Origin of the sequence: Aporhodopirellula aestuarii (assembly GCF_023701485.1) — a bacterium.
GTDB lineage: Bacteria > Planctomycetota > Planctomycetia > Pirellulales > Pirellulaceae > Rhodopirellula > Rhodopirellula aestuarii.
Window position 1 is genome coordinate 18505 of the sequence record NZ_JAMQBK010000062.1, and the last position, 20793, is coordinate 39297.

Annotated in this window: 12 protein-coding genes and 1 tRNA gene; 6 read left to right on the forward strand and 7 right to left on the reverse strand. The window is 57.4% G+C overall.

From position 1 onward, the window contains the following. Positions 1-241 precede the first annotated feature (241 nt). Entirely contained in the window at positions 242-2383 is a 2142-nt protein-coding gene (locus NB063_RS22875; RefSeq protein ID WP_250931225.1) for a calcium-binding protein, read from the forward strand. A gap of 312 nt (positions 2384-2695) precedes the next feature. Here the strand turns inward: NB063_RS22875 and NB063_RS22880 are convergent, their stop codons facing one another. From NB063_RS22880 to NB063_RS22890, 4 genes are all read right to left on the reverse strand, one after another. Continuing rightward, entirely contained in the window at positions 2696-3856 is a 1161-nt protein-coding gene (locus NB063_RS22880; protein ID WP_250931226.1) for a transposase, read from the reverse strand. A 92-nt stretch (positions 3857-3948) separates the two neighbouring features. Continuing rightward, positions 3949-4293 (reverse strand): integrase core domain-containing protein, encoded by a 345-nt coding sequence (locus NB063_RS32675; RefSeq protein WP_407652693.1) that lies wholly within the window; start codon positions 4291-4293, stop codon positions 3949-3951. A 329-nt stretch (positions 4294-4622) separates the two neighbouring features. Then, a tRNA-Leu gene (locus tag NB063_RS22885) sits at positions 4623-4707 on the reverse strand. A gap of 49 nt (positions 4708-4756) precedes the next feature. Then, complete coding sequence (locus NB063_RS22890) at positions 4757-5452, reverse strand: phosphoribosylanthranilate isomerase (protein ID WP_250931227.1); 696 nt, start codon at positions 5450-5452, stop codon at positions 4757-4759. 118 nt (positions 5453-5570) lie between these two features. Between NB063_RS22890 and NB063_RS22895 the strand changes: the two genes are divergently transcribed. From NB063_RS22895 to NB063_RS22915, 5 genes are all read left to right on the forward strand, one after another. Further along, positions 5571-6440, forward strand: coding sequence for a hypothetical protein (locus NB063_RS22895; RefSeq protein ID WP_250931228.1), 870 nt, complete (start codon positions 5571-5573; stop codon positions 6438-6440). A gap of 393 nt (positions 6441-6833) precedes the next feature. Further along, positions 6834-7643: a TetR/AcrR family transcriptional regulator gene (locus NB063_RS22900; RefSeq protein WP_250931229.1), complete on the forward strand. Its 810-nt coding sequence runs from the start codon at positions 6834-6836 to the stop codon at positions 7641-7643. Between the two features lie 8 nt (positions 7644-7651). Beyond that, complete coding sequence (locus tag NB063_RS22905) at positions 7652-9238, forward strand: efflux RND transporter periplasmic adaptor subunit (RefSeq protein ID WP_250931230.1); 1587 nt, start codon at positions 7652-7654, stop codon at positions 9236-9238. A gap of 56 nt (positions 9239-9294) precedes the next feature. Beyond that, the gene (locus NB063_RS22910; RefSeq protein ID WP_250931347.1) at positions 9295-12372 is read left to right on the forward strand and encodes an efflux RND transporter permease subunit; all 3078 of its coding nucleotides are present in this window, start codon (positions 9295-9297) and stop codon (positions 12370-12372) included. 78 nt (positions 12373-12450) lie between these two features. Beyond that, a complete protein-coding gene (locus tag NB063_RS22915; protein WP_250931231.1) occupies positions 12451-14352 on the forward strand; it encodes a sporulation stage II, protein E in 1902 nt (633 codons plus the stop codon). Positions 14353-14379: 27 nt separating this feature from the next. Here the strand turns inward: NB063_RS22915 and NB063_RS22920 are convergent, their stop codons facing one another. The 3 genes from NB063_RS22920 to NB063_RS22930 form a co-directional block, all read right to left on the reverse strand. Then, positions 14380-15648, reverse strand: a complete 1269-nt coding sequence (locus NB063_RS22920; RefSeq protein ID WP_250931232.1) for an adenosylmethionine--8-amino-7-oxononanoate transaminase — start codon at positions 15646-15648, stop codon at positions 14380-14382. Between the two features lie 102 nt (positions 15649-15750). Beyond that, entirely contained in the window at positions 15751-17940 is a 2190-nt protein-coding gene (locus NB063_RS22925) for an FdhF/YdeP family oxidoreductase (RefSeq protein ID WP_250931348.1), read from the reverse strand. A gap of 218 nt (positions 17941-18158) precedes the next feature. Next, entirely contained in the window at positions 18159-20789 is a 2631-nt protein-coding gene (locus NB063_RS22930) for a CHAT domain-containing protein (protein ID WP_250931233.1), read from the reverse strand. Positions 20790-20793: the final 4 nt, after the last annotated feature.

Below are 20793 nucleotides of genomic sequence, written 5' to 3' on the forward strand. Positions count from 1 at the left end.
GGATCTTGCTCAACCATCGGAAGAGCAGTGGAAAGAACTTTGAGCAGATCGATGTAATCGTAGTCTCCACCACTTTGCACATTCAACTGACGGGTCTCGACGAGGCCGACAAGAACATCGTCTGCTCCACTATCCGTTGATCATTTCTGTAACAACCCGGGCGGGAATACGCTTGATAGTGTGAGCGCTCTGACGACGTCAGAGCGGGCATGCTTTATTCAACCAACACAAAGGTTCCGCAATGACTTTTTCAACCCTGGCTTCGAAACGCCCCTTGAAACTGCGAAAGCGAATCTTCGAGCAGCTCGAACCACGGCACTTGATGACCTCGTACATCTACGTGGATTTCGGCGACGCGTGGGCCGACGGCCAACTGAACTTAGGGCAGTCCGCGGAATTGCTGACCGACGATGCTTTGAACGGCCCCAGCAGCTTCGCCGGCGGTATCGAGATGATGACACCCTTCGGTTCGGGAATCGAGGCGGGAGTCGACTTCAACGGAGACGGCCAGTCAAACGATACGGACACCCGTCTGGTGATTTCTGAGACTCTTGCGGAGGTAGGCCGGATCTTTGCGCCCTTCGACATCGCCATCGAGCAGGTGTCCGCAGCCACATTGGACGACGTTGGCGACCGGCTGGCTGAACGAAGCAGCAAGGATGCCTACATCCTCGTTGGGAGTGAGCACAACCCTGAGGCAAGAGGCGTGGCGCCAGGATGCGACTTAGGCAATGAATTGGACAACACCGCGTTGGTCTTCGGCGCGTCCAGCATTTACTCTTCGAGCGACGGCCGCCTGCTGGTCAGTATCCTCGGCCTCGCGCGAACCATCGCCCACGAAGCTGCACACACCTTTGGCGCACAACATACGAAGGGGGAGATTGGCAAAAGCGATTTAATGCATAGCGACGGGCCGCACGATAGTGAGGCGCGGGTTACGAGGTTCGAACTGGAGTCCGCTACAGACTGTTCGGGCACGCAACAAAACACGTACCAACTGCTGGCCGACACCCTCGGCACTCGCCCCAATTCGCCCGCCTACGTCAGCGGAACGGGAAAGCACGACGATATCCGGATTGTTGCCACGTCGACCAATTCTGCGACCGTTACGATTGACGCTTACGACGACCCGAGTCGCACGACGTTGATCGCTTCTACGTCGTATCAAGTTGATACCACTTTTGGAATCATTGTCGAGGCGTTAGCCGGCGAAGACAACGTCCACGTGCTCAGAAATCGCTACGTCCGCGGCGACATCGTTCCCAACGTTGAGATGCGCGGTGGGTCCGGGAACGACACGTTGATTGGCCTGAGCGGCAACGACGTTTTTGAGGGCGGTCGGGGCAACGACGTGCTCCGCGGAAACGGCGGCGATGACATTTATATCTTCCGCGACATCTACATCTACGGCGGAGGACTGCCAGTCCAGCACCACATGAATCTCGGATTGGACACGGTCGAAGAGACATCGGGCAACGATACGCTGGACTTTTCAGCGTTCCACCGCGGAGTTCGGGTTGAGCTGGACAGCGATGACGTGCAAACCGTCGAAAGGCGAGCCTACTTGATGTCTGAGGCGGGAACACAGGAGGAATACGGTCCGGAAGTGGACAACCCCAGCTTACAGATCCAATTGAGAGCCGTCGGTAAATCGAATAACGGTGTCGACAACGTGATCGGCACGGCCTTCAGCGATAACCTGATTGCCAGCGACCGTGGCAGCCGACTGGTGGGCAATGGGGGCAACGATCAACTCATTAGCGGAGCCGGTGACGACTTTCTCGATGGAGGACTAGGTGACGACATCTACCTGTTTCACGGTTCGCAGAATTTGGGTGCAGACACTCTGGCCGAGACTGCCATGTTAAAGACAAACGGCGTGGACACATTGACGTTCACCAACTTGGCGAGCCCCATTGACCTGGATCTCGCTGAGTCTGCAATACAGGTGGTGGCTCAGGGAATGCTTTCGTTGACTCTCGGAAATGGGAACGCGATCGAGAACGTGTTCGGCACGCAGTACTCGGACGTCATTCGAGGCAACTCGAGAGCCAACGAGTTTCATGGCGGCGACGCCGCCGACCAATTGTACGGACGACTGGGAAACGATCGTCTCTATGGTGGCGGAGATGTGGACTACTTGTTCGGCGGCGGCAATGACGACACGCTGTTCGGCGGCGAGGGCGACGACCATTTGTTCGGTGAGGATGGATTAGACATCCTGTACGGACAATCCGGCAACGATTGGTTAGATGGCGGCAACGACGAATTCGCTGACGAACTGTGGGGCGGCGCAGGCAGCGACAGCTTCATCGCCTGGACTAACGCGATCGCTGAAAGCAACAAGGACCGCCAGCGCTACGAGTCACTGATTTGGCAATGACCTAGCCACCGCAAAGGTTCTCTCGGCTCGCTATGGCCGACAACGTTGCCCCGAGGTAAATCGGAGTAGCCATTAGCCATTTGCAGCCACGCATCTTTAGCCATTGAGCCATTGGGTGCCACGCATCTTTCATTTGGTGATTTGACGTTGTGGGCGCGTAGTGTGCTCTCTGAAAGCGTACCTATCGCTTCCGTAATCGTCGTCTTTTAACGTGATGTCGCAGTTTTTCCATCAACTGAGCGGGATCGCATTGATCGGCGCAGAAGATGAGCCCATTGCTACCGGCGTTTCAGAGTCGAGCAGCCATTGGAGCTAGATAAAACAGGCAGATGCGGAAGCTTGGCCTTGGTGATGATGCTTGCCGCAACGTTTCGCGTCGAGGCGCATCGAATCGGGCGAACCGACACAGCTCGATTTGCCAAAATACTTCTGCCAATTCCAAACAAGGTCTCGCCACATTGCTGCGTCGATTCCGAGTTGCGTTAACGTGCTTGCAAGCGAACTAGGTATCGCTGCCGCCATTCCGTCGATGCTCTGTTTCGCTGTCCAACGCAGCAGCCTCAGGTATTCGCGCACCGACACCTGGAGGAACCCTTTGTCGCTCGCTCGCACTCCTTCCCGATTTACTTCCGCATCGCTGGATAGCTTGTTGGGCGACAACGTCAGCGGCGCCAACCAAGCGTCGCGTTTGATCCGCTTTCCTGTCGGGTTGCGTTTCTTCGCCTTCCGTTGCGCTCGTAGTTCATCAACACGCGTTTCACGGATCTGTTTAGCCGCTTCCTCGGTAGGGACCGGTTTTAAGTCGAACGCTGCAGAATCGATTCGTTTGCCCTGGCTCGCCTGAATGCGGTCAAACGCTGATGTGTGCGGAGCCTTCTCGGGATCTGAGGTCATTGCAGCACGAACCGGATTGAGATCAACGTACATGCTGCATGCCAGCAACCCGGCCTCGTCGACAATCCGCTGTGCCTTGAATCGTCCCTCCCAAAACCGACCGGTGCATTCGTCCTGCTTGTTGGCCAAGCGAGAAATCGGTTCGGCGAGCGACCGCATGAACCAGGAGATATCAGACATTCTCTGGCGAATTTCAGCGATCCGTTCCGAGTTTGCCGCTAGGACTTTGACCTCATGCTCGGTCGGTTCCGCGAGATGCTCTTCCATCCGCCGTCCAGGAAAAACTCGTAGCCATCGAATCGCAACCTCAGCGTCACTCCAACTGGCGACCACGTCAGGACGATTGCGCAAGATCACGTGCAGGTGATTGCTCATGATGGCATACGAGAGCACGTCAATTCCGAAAACAGAAGCAAGTGCCTCCATTCTTCGGCGAATCCACTCTTTTCGAAACGAGTAGTCCTTCCCGGTCGCAGCATCTACACCCGCGAGAAACGCACGCCGCACGCATCTCTGGACGGCATGGACGATACATATCTCTCCCGTCTCAAACTGTTCTTCTCGATTAGGTCTCGGCATTTTTCCGGCTCGTTGAAAGAGAAGTGATGCTGATTAAGTGTACCCATCACCCATTTCGAGTCAACCATTAGGTGGGTGGCACCATTTGGGGTTCATTTGGGGTTATTTGGGGTTATTTGGGGTTCCATTTGGGGTTGCGCCAAAACGCTGTGGGGTCGATGTTCGTTGTAGTCAACTTGCCAAGCTTCGATCTTCTCCATTGGTTCGTCGAGCGACAAGGACCATTTTTCATTCTGGCATTCAGCTCGGACGCCTCCGTCGGAGGATTCAATCAACGCGTTATCCGTCGGTTTTTCGGGCCTATTGAAGTCAAGCGTCACATTATCGTCATACGCACACTGATAAAAACTTTTGAGGTGAACTCGGGGCCAGTGTCGACGCAGATCGAGTTGGGCAGCTTGCAATCGCGGCCAGATGCTCCAGTGCGGTGACGACATATCGCCCGCCGGGCCGCTGAGCAAACTTGGGAAGCAATATGCCCGGTGTCGTTCCCGGTGGTGTACTCGGGCGGAAACCTGCGATTCCTATCGTGGCGTCGCGACTTGCTCGCAACATTTTCCAAAACACAGACTGGCTTCCGTAGTGATCGCATGCCGTCACTTGGTGCAGATTTTCTGCGATACACCCGCTCCGACCTAACGTGAAACGGATGGACGGAGCGTCTTGGGCCGGAGGGGGCACTTACAGGCCAGTGTGATGAATAGGAGGTTGTTGATCGGTTCCATCCGCGCACGAAAAAAACCCGTGAAGCACGGGGTTTTTCTGATGCGGCCGAGAGGACTCGAACCTCCACGGGATTAACTCCCACTAGGCCCTCAACCTAGCGCGTCTGCCAGTTCCGCCACGGCCGCGTTTGCTTCGTGTGGTGCTTTCTTTTGCAGTGGGGAGAGTGTGCGAAAGTTATCGCTCCGCGTCAACGCCCCTTTGGCGACACTGAGACACGAATTTTTGAATCAATTCAGGGGATTTGGTTCCTTTGGGAGATTCCACTCCACTGGCAACGTCGACGCGGCTCGCTCCGCTGACCCGGAACGCTTCGGCAACGTTTTCGCAGTTCAATCCGCCTGCCAGGATCCAATCTGGGGTGCCGTGCGGACGCGGATACGCGTGGCTCCAGGCGGCGATCGAGGGCCAGTCGAGTTGCTTGCCCCCGCCGCCGAATTGGGCACCCGCGTCGGCGTCGAGCAGGAGGCTGACGGGGAGGTCCTCCCAGGGACCGATGAACGTTTGGATTTCGGTTGGTGTCAGCGGCGTGGTCGGCAAACGGATCGCCCGGATGACGGGCACGCCGCAGTCGATCAGCGTTTTAGCGTCCGACGGCGCTTCGTCCCCGTGGAGCTGGACGGCGTCGAGATGCAGTGCATCGTTGACGTCAAGTATCGTGTCGGCCGGTTCGTTGACAAACAAACCGACGCGAACCAAACCGCAGCGTCGGGCACGCTCGCTGACGGATGCCGCGTTGGGCGAGCGGGGATCGAGATACCGAACGCTCTTGGGATAGAAATTCAGCCCCACGCAGTCGGCGCCGGCTGCCTCACAGGCGTGCACGTCGTCTTCGTTGCGGACGCCACAAATTTTGATCTCAAAGTCAACCATTTCTTCGTGCTATCGTGCCAAGTGTTCTAATCGATACAAGTTTACTGGACGTTCGAATCGTCGCGAGCCGATGATACGGATATCTACGAATCCCGACTCTCTTTGGGTGTGTTTTCAGTTGAAGATCCTAACACGCTCCTTTCTAGCCGACATCGTGCTCGTTTCGCTGGGCTGTTTCACGCTGGTATGCGTGATCGGTCTATGGCGTGAAACGAAGTCGGGGCGAACGGAGGGGCGGTACAACTACACGGTAGAGGTCGAGAGGGCGGAAAAGCCAGCGATGAAATTTCGCGTGGCCAATTCCTGCCAAACCGAAGACCAATTGCGAGCCGATTTGGTTCAGCGGTTGGTCGGTGCGCCGACGCCGCAGGTGGCACTCGTGCGTTGGTATCAGGAAACATCCGAGTTTTATGCCGCCTCGGTGGAAAATGCGACGCAACAGGCAGTAGCCGCCTCGGCCAATTCGCCGGGGATGTCTAGCACGCCGGGGACGTTTCGAACGGTAGCGGCCCGTCAAGGGACGAGCGGTTCGCCGCCGGAAGCTGCCGGGTTCGATACGGCATCGGCATGGCGGGACTATTGGGCGACACGAGAAGGCAAAGCGGAGGCGTGGTTGGCGTCGTACAGGGCCCGTGTCGATGCGCGAATGGCGGCCTTGGGGCACGCGATTCGAATCACTCAGCCGAGCGAATGGATGCCGCCGGTGGCGGTGCTGCAACTTGCGATCTTGCTCAGCCTCGTCGTGGCCGCTGTCGGGTACGTCTGGCGACTTGTGAACCCTCCGGTCTCGTTTGCCACTGACGGCGTGACGCTCGGTACCGAGCACGCGGGGCCATCGGAAGCGAGGACAGCGGCGATGTGTTTTCGTCAGTCGTGGGTTCGGATCCAGCAACCGATGGGTGTCACCCTGCGAGGATTGATGGGGTGGTCGATCGTGTTGGCCGCGATGGTCGCCGTCGCAATGTTGTTGATGTTCTCGCTGTTCTAAAGCGAGTGCCGACAGGTCTGTCAAATCGGCCGCATCGTGTGCAGGCCCAGCGATCGGGGCGAGGACTGCACTGCAAGTGTTTGCGGGCCGATGAGCCGCTCGAAAATGGCGATCCGGTGATGGTATGCCGAACGATTCGGTCTGGAATGACGGTCCGTTCGTGCAACCGAAACTTCCATCACAGTTGATCGCGGCGGCCCAGTTTGTCGTACTCGAGCGGGTCGACTTGGTCTGAGCTCCGATGGACGGCGAACCGGCGGAAAAGACAGCGGCCAATCCGGGAAAAATGTCTTGCTGCTTCGTCACATCCGGGATGCGTTCCGGATAGAGTAATTTGACAATTCGTCAAAATTGGCGCGTTGTCATTTTTGAGAATCGGATCATAGTGGGGGGATGGCTGAATCGACGACTCATCACTTGACCCGGGAAAACTCAGGCGGCGGCCGCGTTTTGACGCCGAAACAACTGGAGATCCGCAATCGCGGCACTCGCATTCTTGATGCCGCGTTCCCGCTGGTCCGAGAGCATGGGTTGTCGGCGGTCAGCATGGAGTCGATCGCCCGCGCAATGGACTGCACGCGGGGAACGATCTACAACCACTTTTCGAACAAGGAAGACATCCTGTTGGCCCTTGCCGCCCGCTCAGTGCGGCGGCGGATGGAGTTGTTTCGGTATGCCGTGACGCTGGGACAGGATTCGCGACAATGCTGCGCGGCGATAGGGATTGCTGCGGAAGTCTACGTCGACTGTCTGCCCGACGATTTCTCGATCGAGCAGATTACGCGGCACGATCCGGTGTGGCAAAAAACATCGCAGGCTCGTCGCAAGGTGTTGGCGGAATGCGAACAACAGTGCATCGACTGCATCAGCGGCGTGATCTCGTCAGCGATCCGGAATGGTGATTTGGTGGTGGCGAAGAGCGTCACGCAGGAAACCCTCGTTCAGCGAATCGTCTTTGGACTGTGGTCGTTGGTCTACGGCGGCTTGGTGCTCGAATCGACGAGCCCTTCGCTTGGTATGGCGGGCATTTCGCAACCACGCGTCGCAATCCGGCGGAACTGCAACGCGTTGTTAGACGACATCGGATGGCGACCGCTCTTCGACCCGTCGGCCTACCAAAAATACGTTTCGAGTATCACGCCGAAACTACGACGGCAGGCGAAGAGTATCCAGAAGCGAACGTCGCAAGAGGTGTCAGCGTGACAGCTTGCATGAACAAATCGAACGGGTTCCACGGGGCGGGCGAAGCGTGCAACCGAAATGGGACCGCCCGCGTTTTGATGCTTGCCGCTGTGGTTGTCGTGGCCGTTGTGGCTGGTTGGTTTCTGCGCGATTTTGCTGCGTCTCGGATGGGAACACTCGGCGTATCGGGTGAGTCGAGCGGTTTGGCGTCCGACGACTCGGGTTCCGAGGTTGGTCGCGTGGATGTGGCCGTGATTGTGGCGGGAGAGTTGACGGCGCCATTGTTGTTCGAGCCCTATCGCGGGGAGATTCGTGCGAGACGATCGAGTTCGTTGTCGATGCGGCGCAGCGGTCGGTTGGCGGAAGTGTTGGTTCACGAGGGAGACACGGTCGAAGAGGGTGAGGTTTTAGCGAGACTCGATGTTGCGGATCTTGATGTTCGTGAAATGATGGCGGATGCGGAACTGGCGGCAGCCGTGGCGGCGGTGGATGAAGCCATCGCAGGTCCTCGGGAACAGACGGTGCGTGCGGCCTCGGCGCGAGTCCGACAATTGGCGTCTCAGTTGGCGTCGGCGGAGCGAAGGCTGGAGCGACAAGAGCTGCTTTCGCGACGCAGTGCGGGGACCGAACAGGAACTTGACGATGCCCGATATGCGGCCGACGAGTTGCGGGCGACGTTGGCGGCGATGACGGCGCAGCTCGAAGAACTCCAAGAAGGTACTCGTCAAGAACAGATCGCGGCGGCCAAGGCAAATGTTGCTGCGGCGCAGGCGGCCCGCGAGCAGATTGATGTCGAGCGCGCCGACAGCCAAATCGTGGCTCCGTACTCGGGCGTGATCGCGATCCGATATTTCGACGAAGGCGAGATGATCGGTCCGAGCCAGGGTGTCTTGAAAATCCTTGAATCTGATCCGTTGGAAGCCCGCTTCGGTGTGCCGCCGCAAGTCTGTCGTGCGTGGCAAGTGGGCGATCGTTTGTGGGTGAGCGTTCGCACGCCGGCCGAGCCGCCTGAAACTCCCCGGCCGAAACGCTCGCAAGCGGGTTATTGGTGTGGGATAATCGTTCGCATGCAGCCGCAGGTTGACGAGGTGACGCGAACGCGGGGCGTGGATGTTGAATTGACATCGCCGGCAAAACAAGATGACGTGAGTGAACCTTTGCTGGCGAACGTCCACATCGGCCAAACGGCAACATTGTGGGTCCCATTGGGAAGCGAAAACGCGGGCACGTTGCCCTCATCGTTGAGTGATCCTTTTTGGGTGCCGACGGAGTCATTGGTGCGCGGTGTGCGTGGCTTGTGGTCGGTGTATGTCGCGATGCCAGATCACGAAGGCACGGCGTATCAGGAATTAGTTCCCAGTGTGCAATCCTCCGAAGCTGCGTTAACCTCGGAAACTTTGGCGAGTGGTGCGTTGGCAACGATCCAGCGACGTGAGATTCAAGTGCTACGCAGCGCCGGCCCCCTCACGCTCGTTCATGGAATGTTGACGCCGGGCGAATGGATTGTGTCCGAAGGCGTGGGGCAGATCGGCCCGGGGGTTAGCGTGCGAGTGCGGCCAAAAACGTCGAATTTGTCGTTGACGGAGATTTCACCGGGTGAGGCCGAACGACGGTGAGAAATACCGGTGCCACCAATGCCACGGGTGATGAGAAGCCGGGTCTGCTCGTTCGGATCGTGGCCGCGTTTTTTAATGATCAGCGATTACTCGTGCTGATCGTGTTGCTGATCTTGGTCGCTGGTCTGAGTTCGATGGTGGCGTTGCCACGGATGGAGGATCCAGTTTTGGCTCAACGCGTCGCGATCATCCACACCCGATTGCCGGGGGCGGATGCCAAGAGGGTTGAGACTCTCGTGACCGAAGTGATCGAAGATCGTGTGCGGGATATCGAAGAGATCAAGGAGATCCATTCGGTCAGCCGGGTGGGGATCAGTGCGGTATCGATCGAGTTGAGAGATGATACACAGGAAACCGAGAACATCTGGTCGCGGGTTCGTAGCCGGCTCGAAGACAGCATCGGTGAACTGCCGGTGGAGGCGAGCCGACCGGAGTTTCGCAAGCTCGAAGTGCGAGCCTACGCTTTGATCGTCGGGTTGACTTGGGATCGTCCTGAACCGGTTGACGTGCGGGTGCTGCGGCGGCTCGCTATTGAATTGCAAGATCGTCTCCAGGCGTTGCCAGGGACCGATTTGGTGCGACGTTTTGGCGATCCCGGTGAAGAGATCGAGGTTCGCGTCGATCCAGCGAGAGCGGCCGCGATGGGGATCACGCCGGCCGATCTGGCGGAGCGGTTGTCGTCTTACGATGTGAAGGGTTCGGCGGGGCAGCTGCGCGATCAATCGATGCAGATGCTGATTGAGATCGATAATCAGTTCGACACCGTTGATCAGATTGGCGCGACCCCAATCAGTACCAATGATGGTCGTGATGTTCGGCTCGATCAGATCGCTCAGGTGCGAGTTGGGATTCCCAATCCGCCGGACACGGCCGCTTGGCTGGACGGAAAAGACGCCGTGGTGCTCGGCGCGATGGTGCGTCCGCAACAACGGATCGATTCTTGGACGGAGGCGGCTGAAGCGTTGATCGACGAGTATCGGCAAACGTTACCGGCCGGTATCTCGATCGAGCGAATTTTGCGACAAAGCGATTACGTAAACAACCGGCTCCAATCGCTGACATTCAATCTGATGTTGGGAACGATCGCGGTCGCGTGCGTGATTTGGATCCTGATGGGGTGGCGGGCGGCATTGATCGTGACGTTGACCCTGCCGCTGGCTAGCCTGATGGTGTTGTTCGGGTTGAATGTTTTCGGCATCCCGATCCATCAGATGTCGGTGACGGGGTTGATCATCGCGCTGGGGCTGTTGATCGACAATGCGATTGTGATGGTCGATGAAATTCAGTCACGAATGCGGCGAGGAGACTCGCCGGTCGACGCGATGTCTTGGGGTGTGGCGCATTTGGCGGTTCCTCTGTTGGGTTCGACGTTAACAACCGCGTTTGCCTTTGCACCGATCGCGTTGATGCCGGGGCCGGCGGGTGAGTTTGTCGGGGCGATTGCAATCAGCGTGATCCTGGCAATCTTTTCGTCGTTGTTTCTGTCGATGACGGTGATCCCGACGGTTGCGGCCCGGCAACTGGCTGGCGGAGCAAACCTGTCGAGGGAATCACCTGGATTGCATTTGCCGAAGTTGACGAAGTTCGTCGAGGCGACGTTGCGGCAATTCGTCCGTCGGCCGGTGCAAGGGATTGCGTTTTCGCTGGTGTTACCGATTGCCGGATTTGTGGCTTTTACAACATTGGAAGAACAGTTTTTTCCGGCGAGCGGGCGCGATCAAATTCACATCACATTGGATGGTCCCGCCACTGATTCCTTGGCTCGGACACGCGCGACGTCTGAGAAAGTGGATACGATCGCTCGGAAGGCGGGAGCGGTGCGGATCGATTGGTTCTTCGGTGAGAGTGCACCGCAGTTCTATTACAACGTGATCTCGAGTCGCCAAGGGACGCCGAATTATGCGCAGGGGCTTGTGAAGCTGCCGCCGGGAATGGAGCCCGAAGGATTGGTTAAATCACTCCAGCGTGAGCTGAGTCGTGAGATCACATCATCTCGCGTGTTGGTGAAGCAGCTCGAACAGGGGCCGCCTTTTGGTGCGCCGATCGAGGTGCGGTTTTTTGGTCCGGATTTGGAAGTGCTGCGTCGGTTCGGTGATGAGACGCGAGCGATCCTGAGTCGGATGCCACAGGTAATCTCGGTGCGGACGGATCTCGCGGACGTGTTGCCACAAATCAGTTTCGATATCGACGAAGCGAGTGCCGCGCAGGCGGGGATCTCGCCAAAGGAAATTGCTCGCCAGCTCTCAACATCACTGGAAGGGCAAAGCGGCGGCAGCGTTTTACAAGACAACGAAGTCGTGCCGATTGTGGTGCGAGTCGGTGATGCCGATCGCAGTGAACTGGCTCGAATCGCGAGCTTTGATCTCGTGCTGCCCGCGATCAACGCCGGCGAGTCAGGATTGAGAGTGACGCCGCTCTCCGCGTTTGCGACCGTGTCGCTCGAACCCGAGCCCGCTGCGTTACCGCGGCTGAATCGGATGCGGATGAACGAAGTTGCCGCCTACGTCGAAGCCGGCGTGTTGCCGAGCGAAGTGCAGCGGGCACTGGAAGTCGGGTTGGCTGACTTAATCGACCGGCTACCGAGCGGCTATACGGTCTCGTTCGGAGGCGAGGCGTCCAAGCGGGATGATGCGGTGGGCAATCTGTTTTCGACGGTGGGAGTGTTGGCGGTGTTGATGTTGGCGACGTTGGTGCTTTCGTTCGGTTCGTTTCGGATGGCGGGGATCATTTCGGCGATCGCGGCATTGTCGGTGGGATTGGGAATGGGCGCGTTGGCGTTGAGCGGTTATCCGTTCGGCTTCATGGCGATTATCGGGACGATGGGGTTGATCGGTGTTGCCATCAACGATTCCATTGTCGTGTTGGCGGGGATCCGGGCCAATCCGATCGCCGCGCGTGGTGATGTGGATGCGATCGTGGGTGAAGTGATGCATTCATCACGGCACGTGGTCGCGACGACCCTGACGACGATGGCCGGGTTCACTCCTTTGATTCTCGATGGCGGCGGGTTCTGGCCGCCTATGGCGGTTTCGATTGCTGGTGGAGTTGCCGGGGCAACTTTGCTCGCGTTGGTGTTGGTTCCGTCGCTGTATCGCTTGCTCTGCATGGGCCGCGCCGCGGCTCGTTCGGTTTGAATGAATTATACGGGCGCCGTGGCAATAGATGGAAACTTTACCGGTTGATCGGCTGAGTAAAGATGGGCCGAGGGGTCGATGAGTTGTCTTACGCGACCGACGTGCATTCGTCATGGTCGTGTTGAGTGTCTCGATTCCACACTCGGTTCTCTGCTCTCCTCCTCCATCCAGGTAGAAGACAACGTGTCCACACCGCCACCAAGTTATTTGAAGCTTCATCTCAGTGATCGCGACTCCGATGCGGGCACCGCAGGAAGTGCAACGGCACCGGTGCGAATTGAGATCGAGGACCGGGATAGTGGGCGAACAGTCGAAGGGTTCTGGCGGACGTACACCGAAACAACCGGTTGGCGGATCGACGCTGCCCCAAACACACGCGACGCCCAGGCGACCGTTTCGGAAGATCGGCCACCAGTGTTGACCGCTGGTGACGCGCAGCGTCTCGCCGACGCGGCACGTGCGATGGCGGAAGAAATGCAACAGCAAAAGGCCATCTTGCGATCGCAGCAAGCCGAACTCGCTGCTCGTGCGGCAGTCATCCTGGACGTTGCGAAAGCCGAGAACGGTTGCGACCAGATCGATCGCATTCTCGCGGACGCTGCGCTCGCAACCGGGACTGATGCCGCCGTGGTTTATCTTCTCGACGAAGAAACCGAGCGGTTGTCGACGCGTTTTGTCTTCGGTTTGTCAGCGGCGCAGCGGATCGGCACCTCCCGCCCTCTGCGAGGGGCTCGAGGCGATCTCGAAGCGATGATCCAAGGCGTGGTGGCCATCGAGGATCTGCAGGGTGGACCAATCAATCAATACACTCCCCCGGAGCCTTTTGCATCGGGGATTTGCGTTTCACTAGGCGGCGTTGAACTGCCGATTGGCACGATGTGGCTGTTTAGTCGCACTGTGCAGAAGTACAACGACTGTGCGACCGCGTCGGCACGTTTGGCGTCATCCAATGTCTGCAATATCCTGTCTTCGATGAGTCATGTAACCGCGTCACCGAATCGAGTTCAACTGAACGTCGCCGAACCGGTTGAAACGAATTTTGTTGACGAGGAACTCGAGCGAATGCTCGCCATCGATTTCAATGACGCCGACTTGGATGTTGATTCGGACCTCGATGCCGAATTTGATGCCGACCGATTCGTTGCGGCGATGGATCCGTTGCCGTCTCAGCCACAGCTTGTCGAAACGGCAGTGCCGCCAACGATTCGTTCTTGGACCAACCAAGTTTCGGATTGGCAGCACGACACTTTACCCATCGGGGTTCGTCTGGCTCCCAGTTGGTCGGTGGATGGGTTGGTGGAATCGCCGTTGGATGTCGCACAAAGTTGGCATCACTGGGACGTTTTACCCGATGGCGTGATCGCATTGTCCATGTGCCAGTTTGGTGCCGGATGGGATCCATCATGCAACTTGGTCAACACACTCGACGGCGCCGTTGCCCGGGCGGCACTGCAAGCCCACGCGAGCTATCGACACACCCCGCACGACGCGATCATGCGAACGTTGCATACGTTGTTGCAAGTTCGCGACGCGGCGATCGATGAAACCGGCTGTCCGAACCTGTCGTTGCTTTACGCACACATTGATCCTGAAACGGGACACGCACGGATGTCCTCGGTCGGCCAGTGGTCGAGCTTGATCGTATCGAAATACGGTTACCGCCCGGTCAATATCGGACGTCCCGCGAAAGTCCGCGCCGACGAGTTCATGGGTGAGCAGACTGCGATGAACCATGAAACAACGTTACTTAACGGCGAAGTACTACTGATCGGTGGAGCTGATTGGATGGGCGTCGCCGAAGACGTGGCCGAAACCAGTCTGCCACCGAACGAATCGGCTCAAAATCGTATCGGTTCGGCGATCAAGGAAGCGTTGCGAGAAGGCGAACGGAGTCCACTCTCGGCACTACGCCGGTTTACGGCGTCGTTGCCGCTGCGTCGTGAGCGAACTGCCATCGCGTTGATGCACGAAGGTGTGTGACCGTGAATTCGCGTGCGGTATGGAGTCTTAGGCAGTAAATCGTCTTGATGACATCACATTCACAATCGCATCGCACAGGCGTTCGAGGAGTGTGTCAGGCAGGTTGAGTGGCGGGGTGATGTAGACGCAGTCGCCGAACGGACGCAGCCAGACTCCCGTGTCAACAAAGGCTTGTCGAAGTTCGTCGAGACGAGGCAAGGCTTCGACTTGGATCACTCCGATTGCGCCGCGGCAGCGAACCTCGACCACGCCCGAAATATCACGGCAGGGCGCCAGTCCGGCGAACAATTTGGCTTCCATGTCCGCCGCCCGTCGCACCTGTGGCTCTCGTTCAAATAGGTCCATCGACGCGTTCGCCGCGGCGCAGGCGAGCGGATTTGCCATGAAGGTGGGGCCGTGCATCAACGCGTCACCGGGATCGTCGGACCAGAACGCGTCAAAGACCTCCGAGCGAGCCACCGTCACCGCCATCGACATCGTCCCGGCGGTTAACGCTTTGCCCAAACAAATGATATCGGGGACGATTTCGCAAGTGTCGATTGCAAACATGGCTCCGGTGCGACCGAAACCCGTGGCGATCTCATCGGCGATCATGAGGACTTCATTTGCATCGCACAATTTGCGAATGCGTTGTACCGTGGCCGCATCGTGAAACCGCATTCCGCCCGCTCCCTGGACGAGCGGTTCGAGGAAAACGCCGGCAATCTCGTCACGATGGCGAGCGAGTATTTCGCTCAGAGCGTTTTCGCTCGCGTCATCCTTGGGCAGCGGGCAGTGCCATTGTTTGAGGATCGCGTTTCCATAGTCGGCATGCATGCTGCGCTGCGGATCGCAGAGCGACATCGCGCCGGTGGTGTCTCCGTGATACGCATGATCGAACGATAGGAAGCGTTGCCGGTTGGGGCGACCTCGACGACGCCAGTATCCGATCGCCATCTTCATCGCGACCTCGACTGCGACGCTGCCGCTGTCAGCGAAAAAGACGTGTTTGAGATCCGCGGGTAACATCGCGGCGAGCCGCGCGGCCAATCGTTCGGCCGGTTCATGCGTGATGCCACCGAACATCACGTGCGGAAGTCGTTCGAGCTGTTTGTTAACGCTCTCGACGATATGTGGGTGTGCGTACCCATGGCAAACGGACCACCACGAGGCCATGCCATCGATGAGCTTGCGGCCGTCTGCGGTCGTCAACTCGAAATCATTCGCCGACACGATTTCGAGAGGTGCGGGAGCCGTTTTCATCTGGCAATAGGGACGCCAGATGGCATTGCGGTCAGGTGATGATGGATGTGGCATGGAGCCGGTGTTTGATGAGATCGCCGAAACGGCGGGCTAGTAATGGATTGATGAGGTCGCAAGCCGTAAGGAGCAGACACGGCAGCGTCGATGTCGTATCGATTAGTTTGTCGGCATCGCTTTGACTTTCACAACAACGCCCTTGAACGCTGGCGTTTTGCTTTGTGGGTCGGCGTAACGAGCGACGAGGACATTGCATTCGGGATAATACATCAAAGCGTTGCCGGGGCGAATGTTTTCGTAACCTCGCGCGAGGATGGAGTCCATGTGACCGGTTTCGTTCTCAACGCGGACGCGTTGGTCATGCGTGAGACACAGCCGAGTGAGGTCATCCGGGTGCATCAAGATGATGTCACGTCGTTCTTGATTGCGATACACGTCTTCTTCTTCGTAGACGACGGTGTTGAATTGGCCTTCGCTGCGAACGGTCATCAACCGCAGTTCGTCGTCAGAAGTTCCTTTAAGCGGAGGTAACGTGTGAGCGTGCATTACCGCCCGTCCGTCTTCGGTTCCAAAGCTGGGCTCGTGGTAGATGCGGCCGCCGATGTGGAATTCTTCTTTGGTCGTGCCGATCGCTTGGATCTTTTCATAGCCCGGGACGACGCCACCGATCCATTGGCGGATCGTTTCGGTGTGCTGCATTTGGTCCCAGTCGATACCCTCGGCGTTAGGCAGTAATCGCTGTCCGAGGGTCGCGATCACTTGGACTTCGCTCCTGGGACCGGGTAAACGTCGCGGGCCTCCGTCGCTCAATCGCACGTAGTTGAACATCGATTCTTGCGTCGTCGATTCAGGTTCTTCATCGCGAGCAAGCACGGGCAGGATGATGGTTTCGTCCGCGAGTCCGTGCACGTGGCCGGTGTTCATTGTCGTGCTCATCATCACATTCATGTCCAAGTTCGACAGCGCCCGGTTGGCAAAGTTCGCGTCGGGGTTGGAGCCGTACAGATTGCCGCCGAGGCAAAACGCGGCTTTGACGGATCCTTCAGCGGCGGCTTCCATGCAGGACAGAGTGTCAAGTCCGGGAGTGGTCGGCAGGATGACATTGAATTTGGTTTGCAACGAATCAAAGATCTGTTGCTTGAGTTTCGGTGTTACCCCAACGCTGCCGATACCCTGCACGTTGGAGTGGCCACGGATCGGCATCAATCCCGCGCCGGGCCGACCCACCATGCCACGACACATCGCGAGGTTTGCGATCGCTTGCACGTTTTCGACGCCGTGTGCATGGTGCGTGATGCCCATCGTCCAAGCGAACACGGTCCGCTCACTGGCAGCGTACATTTCGGCGAGGGTTTCGATTTCATCTCGGGCGACGCCCGATTTGCTCTCGATTTCCTCCCATGACAGCTCGTCAATTCGCGAGAGAAAATCTTCCTCACCACGACAGTGCTTCTTAAGAAAATCGATTTTGATCTGATCACGATCCCGCAGTACTTTGGCGATGCCCCACAGGAGAGCGAGGTCGCCGCCGATGTGAGGCATCGTGTAGTGCGATGCGATCTTGCTTCCCTTGAGCAATGAGATCGGATCGGATGGGATGCGGAAATTGACCAGTCCGGTTTCTTTGGCCGGATTGATAACGATGATTTTGCCGCCATGACGTCGGACGTGAACGAGGCTGCTCATCAATCGGGGGTGGTTGCTCGCCGGGTTGCCACCGATCAAGAAGACCAAGTCCGCTTTCTCAAGATCGTTGAGATCGATCGTTGCCGTGCCGCTGCCGACGCTCGTCTGCAACCCCACGCCGCTGGCTTGGTGGCAGTAGAAACTGCAATTGTTGACGTTGTTGGTTCCATAGACTCGAGCAAGCAATTGCAGGACGAAGCCGGCCTCGTTGCTGCTTCGACCGCTGAAGTACCAAAACGTCTCGTCGGGCGAGAGCGAGTTGAGTTTTGCGACGATGCTATCGAACGCTTCTTCCCAAGTGATTGTTTCGAAATGCGTGGCACCGGCCCGATATCGAATCGGATGCAGCAAACGTCCGAGGTACTCGAGTTCGCGGGGCGAGAGCTTTTGCAGTTGTTCGATGGACGTGTTTTTCCAAAACGTCGGCTCGATTCCCGGTTGCATGTCCGACACCATCGCCTGCATGCTTTTCTTGCAAACTTCCGGGAACGAACCCTTCTCGTTCACCATGCCGCCTTTTTGGCCGCCCATGCCGAGGGCGCAGGTCTTGCACGTGTTACGTGATCGCATCGCTTTGAAAAATTTCCAGTAGCCTCCCGCTTCACGCCCCTTTTTTAGGGAGTAAAAGATGGCTCGAAAACCGCCGCCGCTGCGTACCGTCATAGTGGGGACACTCAAAGGAATGAACGATGAAAAGAGCACTCAGAGTCTAGCAGAGAGGCCAGAACGATTCGAGTTGCTCACGCTCAAGTCATGCGGGTGGGGCGAGAGACAAGATGATGTTCTGTGCCCGCATCTGATTCCAAAGAATGGCCGCGTCTCATTCGAGTTTGCCACCGTTTGGTTCAAACCTTTGAGAGGAAGCCGTGTTCCCAGGGACGCTACAAATCCAGCCGGGAATTGCCCGTCATGACGAATGCGGCCCAGAAGAACGGGTGCGCGGCACCGTAACGTTCGCGACGCGCAGCAATTAGCCGTTGCTGTGTCGTCTGTAAGGACGAGGCAACGTCTTTGGACTCGGCGAGTGAATCGAAGAAGCCTTGCATCAGCAACATGGTGTCGCGATCAGGGATTTCCCACAACGACGACAAAACGGATCTCGCCCCGGCGATGTGGAACGCGCGACGTAGGCCCACCACGCCCCCGGTTGCCTCCAGTTCTCCCAGGCCCGTTTGGCAAGCACTTAGAACCGCCAATCGCGTGCCCGATAGGTCGGTCCCAGCGATTTCCAACCCGGTCAACACGCCATCATTCTGCAGACTCGCGATGGACTCGTTCCCGTTCGCACCCGCCATTAACAGCCCGCACTTGAGAAGCGGATTGGTTCCGTCGTCAGTGGAACCGAATGTGAATCCGTGGGTGCTGACGACGATCACTGATGGGCTGGTTAGTTCCTTGAACTTGGACTCCAAGGCAGCGTCCTGCATCATCGTCTTCGGTTCGTTACCTGTGATCCGCGAAATCGCGGGAGAGATCATTTCAGCTTCAACGGCGGAGAACGCTAGTCGACCGACGGATCGTAATTTGATTGGTTCGCCGTCGGCAGACTTTAGCTTGTCCGCCGACCGTAGTTGATCGGGCGATGTCGATTCAAGTTCGACGTCGAAATTGGGATCGGCAAAAATCACGCCAGGCTTGTTCGACGCGGTGACATCGGATTGAATCAAATCACGACCGCTGAGCTGCAATTGAATCGAATGGGTTTCGGCGACGAATGTCTCGCCGTCCGGATTCAATAAAGCGGACCAGGGCAATAGCCATAGGCTTTGGTCTGGCGAGATCAGGACGTCTGGCTTTCTATCGCAGGCTTTCAAAATCGGATGCCATATCAAGCGACTGGCTGCAGTCAGTTGCGGTATCAGTTGCTGGTAGGCGGTTTGCTCGCCGTGTTGTCGGATTTGTGCGACCGACTCGCCGATGCCGTGCGTGAGATCCTTGACCGCATTGTCGATGGGCTCGGCGGGACCAAGGTCAATGAACCGAGCATTGCCGGTGTTCGTCAAAATCCACGCAGCGTAACGCTGGCCGGTCGATGACGGAGTCGCGTCCGCGTCAAACTCAAAATCAAGGTACGACAGGACATCGACAAAAACCTCGTTGTCGGAGAGCGTGCCGCGAATATCGTCGCACGTTACCCAGGGTTGGCTGGCCCAAGCTTCTCGTTTCTTCAGGTCTAGTGTCGCGCCACCTTGAACCGATTGAGCTTCTTCGACCAACCCTTTTCCATTGATCAGCCATTCCGCCGACATATCGGAAACCTGCGGGACGTGGGCAAAGTCAACGGCGAGCGAAATCGACGAGAAAAATGTGTAACTGTCCGCTTGGGCGAGGTGCTCGCGTTGTTCGAGAGCGTTCATGCCCCACAATTCTTTGCGGATCGTGGTCCTCAATTGCCGCAGCCGACTGTCGACCATGGCAAACGCTTGCTGGGTTTGGCCGGCTTGCAGATGACTTGCTAAGAGCAAGCGTTGTTGGGATCGGATGTATGGCACCAGGTTAGGGAATTTCTTTTCCAACTCAGCGATCGACCGACCGAATGCTTCCATGGACTCGGAGTCATTGGAATTCAATTTCGCGGACGTGAGTCGCAGACGCTGTAGAGCGATCGTTTCGGATTGATCCGGATGATGTTTTTCCAGATTCGTGACGACCGCTTCGTAGATCGAGACCGCTTCTTTTTTGCGGTCAAGCGATACGAGCTGTTGTGCGATCTTTGCGTTCGTCTTGAGCGTCATGAGATGGGTATCGCCGTAGCTCTTACGGAACACCCGGTGTGCCGTTTGATAAATCTTGAGTGCATCTTCGTATTCTTGGATTTGTTCCATTGCGTGGGCAAGGGGCAATGTCGCGCTGATCGCGTCGGGGTGTTCTGCGCCTAACGCATCCCGATTGATATTCCAAGCTTGGCGAGCGAATTGGATCGCCTTCTTGAGCTCGTGTCGATGGTTTGAAAGGTTGGCCAGGTCGATGCAGATCTCCGCCGTTTGAGTCGCCGCCTTGCCATATAGCCTGCTGTGAACATCGAGTGCATCGTTGAGCAGTGTTTCCGCTTGGGCATACGCTCCCGCGTTGGCGGCGACGATGCCCGCGTATTGAACCGCGGTGGCCGCATGGGGGTGTTTGTCATCCCAAAAGCTGCGTAGCTTGCGAGTGCAATCCAAAGTCAATTGAAGTTGATCTGTCGTTGCAGACCGTGCATTGACGAACTCTTCGATTTGCGACATCTGCTGCCAAAGGCCGGCCTCCTCGGCGAGTTGAGCTTTGGTGAGGGTTTTCTGTTCTGCTTTGGACTTAGCGATCCAAAATCGCGAAAGTGATTTTGGTTCAACCGCAAGCAGCCATTCGTCTCGAACTTCCAACGCGTAGAACTCGGTGTCTCGCTTGATGTCGGCGACGCGCGTGGGCCCGTCCATGAAACCAGCGTCATCGTTCGTCACAACATACACCTGAGCCGACACATTGATCGACAAGAAGATTCCCACAAGGATGATGATTGATCGAACGGTGCTCATGAGG

Excerpts from the sequence above, each read along its gene's own strand:
- NB063_RS22875 (WP_250931225.1), top strand. The coding sequence starts at position 242 with ATGACTTTTTCAACCCTGGCTTCGAAACGCCCCTTGAAACTGCGAAAG.
- NB063_RS22900 (WP_250931229.1), top strand. The coding sequence starts at position 6,834 with ATGGCTGAATCGACGACTCATCACTTGACCCGGGAAAACTCAGGCGGC.
- NB063_RS22925 (WP_250931348.1), bottom strand. The coding sequence starts at position 17,940 with ATGACGGTACGCAGCGGCGGCGGTTTTCGAGCCATCTTTTACTCCCTA.
- NB063_RS22915 (WP_250931231.1), top strand. The coding sequence starts at position 12,451 with ATGAGTTGTCTTACGCGACCGACGTGCATTCGTCATGGTCGTGTTGAG.
- NB063_RS22880 (WP_250931226.1), bottom strand. The coding sequence starts at position 3,856 with ATGCCGAGACCTAATCGAGAAGAACAGTTTGAGACGGGAGAGATATGT.
- NB063_RS22920 (WP_250931232.1), bottom strand. The coding sequence starts at position 15,648 with ATGCCACATCCATCATCACCTGACCGCAATGCCATCTGGCGTCCCTAT.
- NB063_RS22930 (WP_250931233.1), bottom strand. The coding sequence starts at position 20,789 with ATGAGCACCGTTCGATCAATCATCATCCTTGTGGGAATCTTCTTGTCG.
- NB063_RS32675 (WP_407652693.1), bottom strand. The coding sequence starts at position 4,293 with ATGTCGTCACCGCACTGGAGCATCTGGCCGCGATTGCAAGCTGCCCAA.
- NB063_RS22905 (WP_250931230.1), top strand. The coding sequence starts at position 7,652 with ATGAACAAATCGAACGGGTTCCACGGGGCGGGCGAAGCGTGCAACCGA.
- NB063_RS22890 (WP_250931227.1), bottom strand. The coding sequence starts at position 5,452 with ATGGTTGACTTTGAGATCAAAATTTGTGGCGTCCGCAACGAAGACGAC.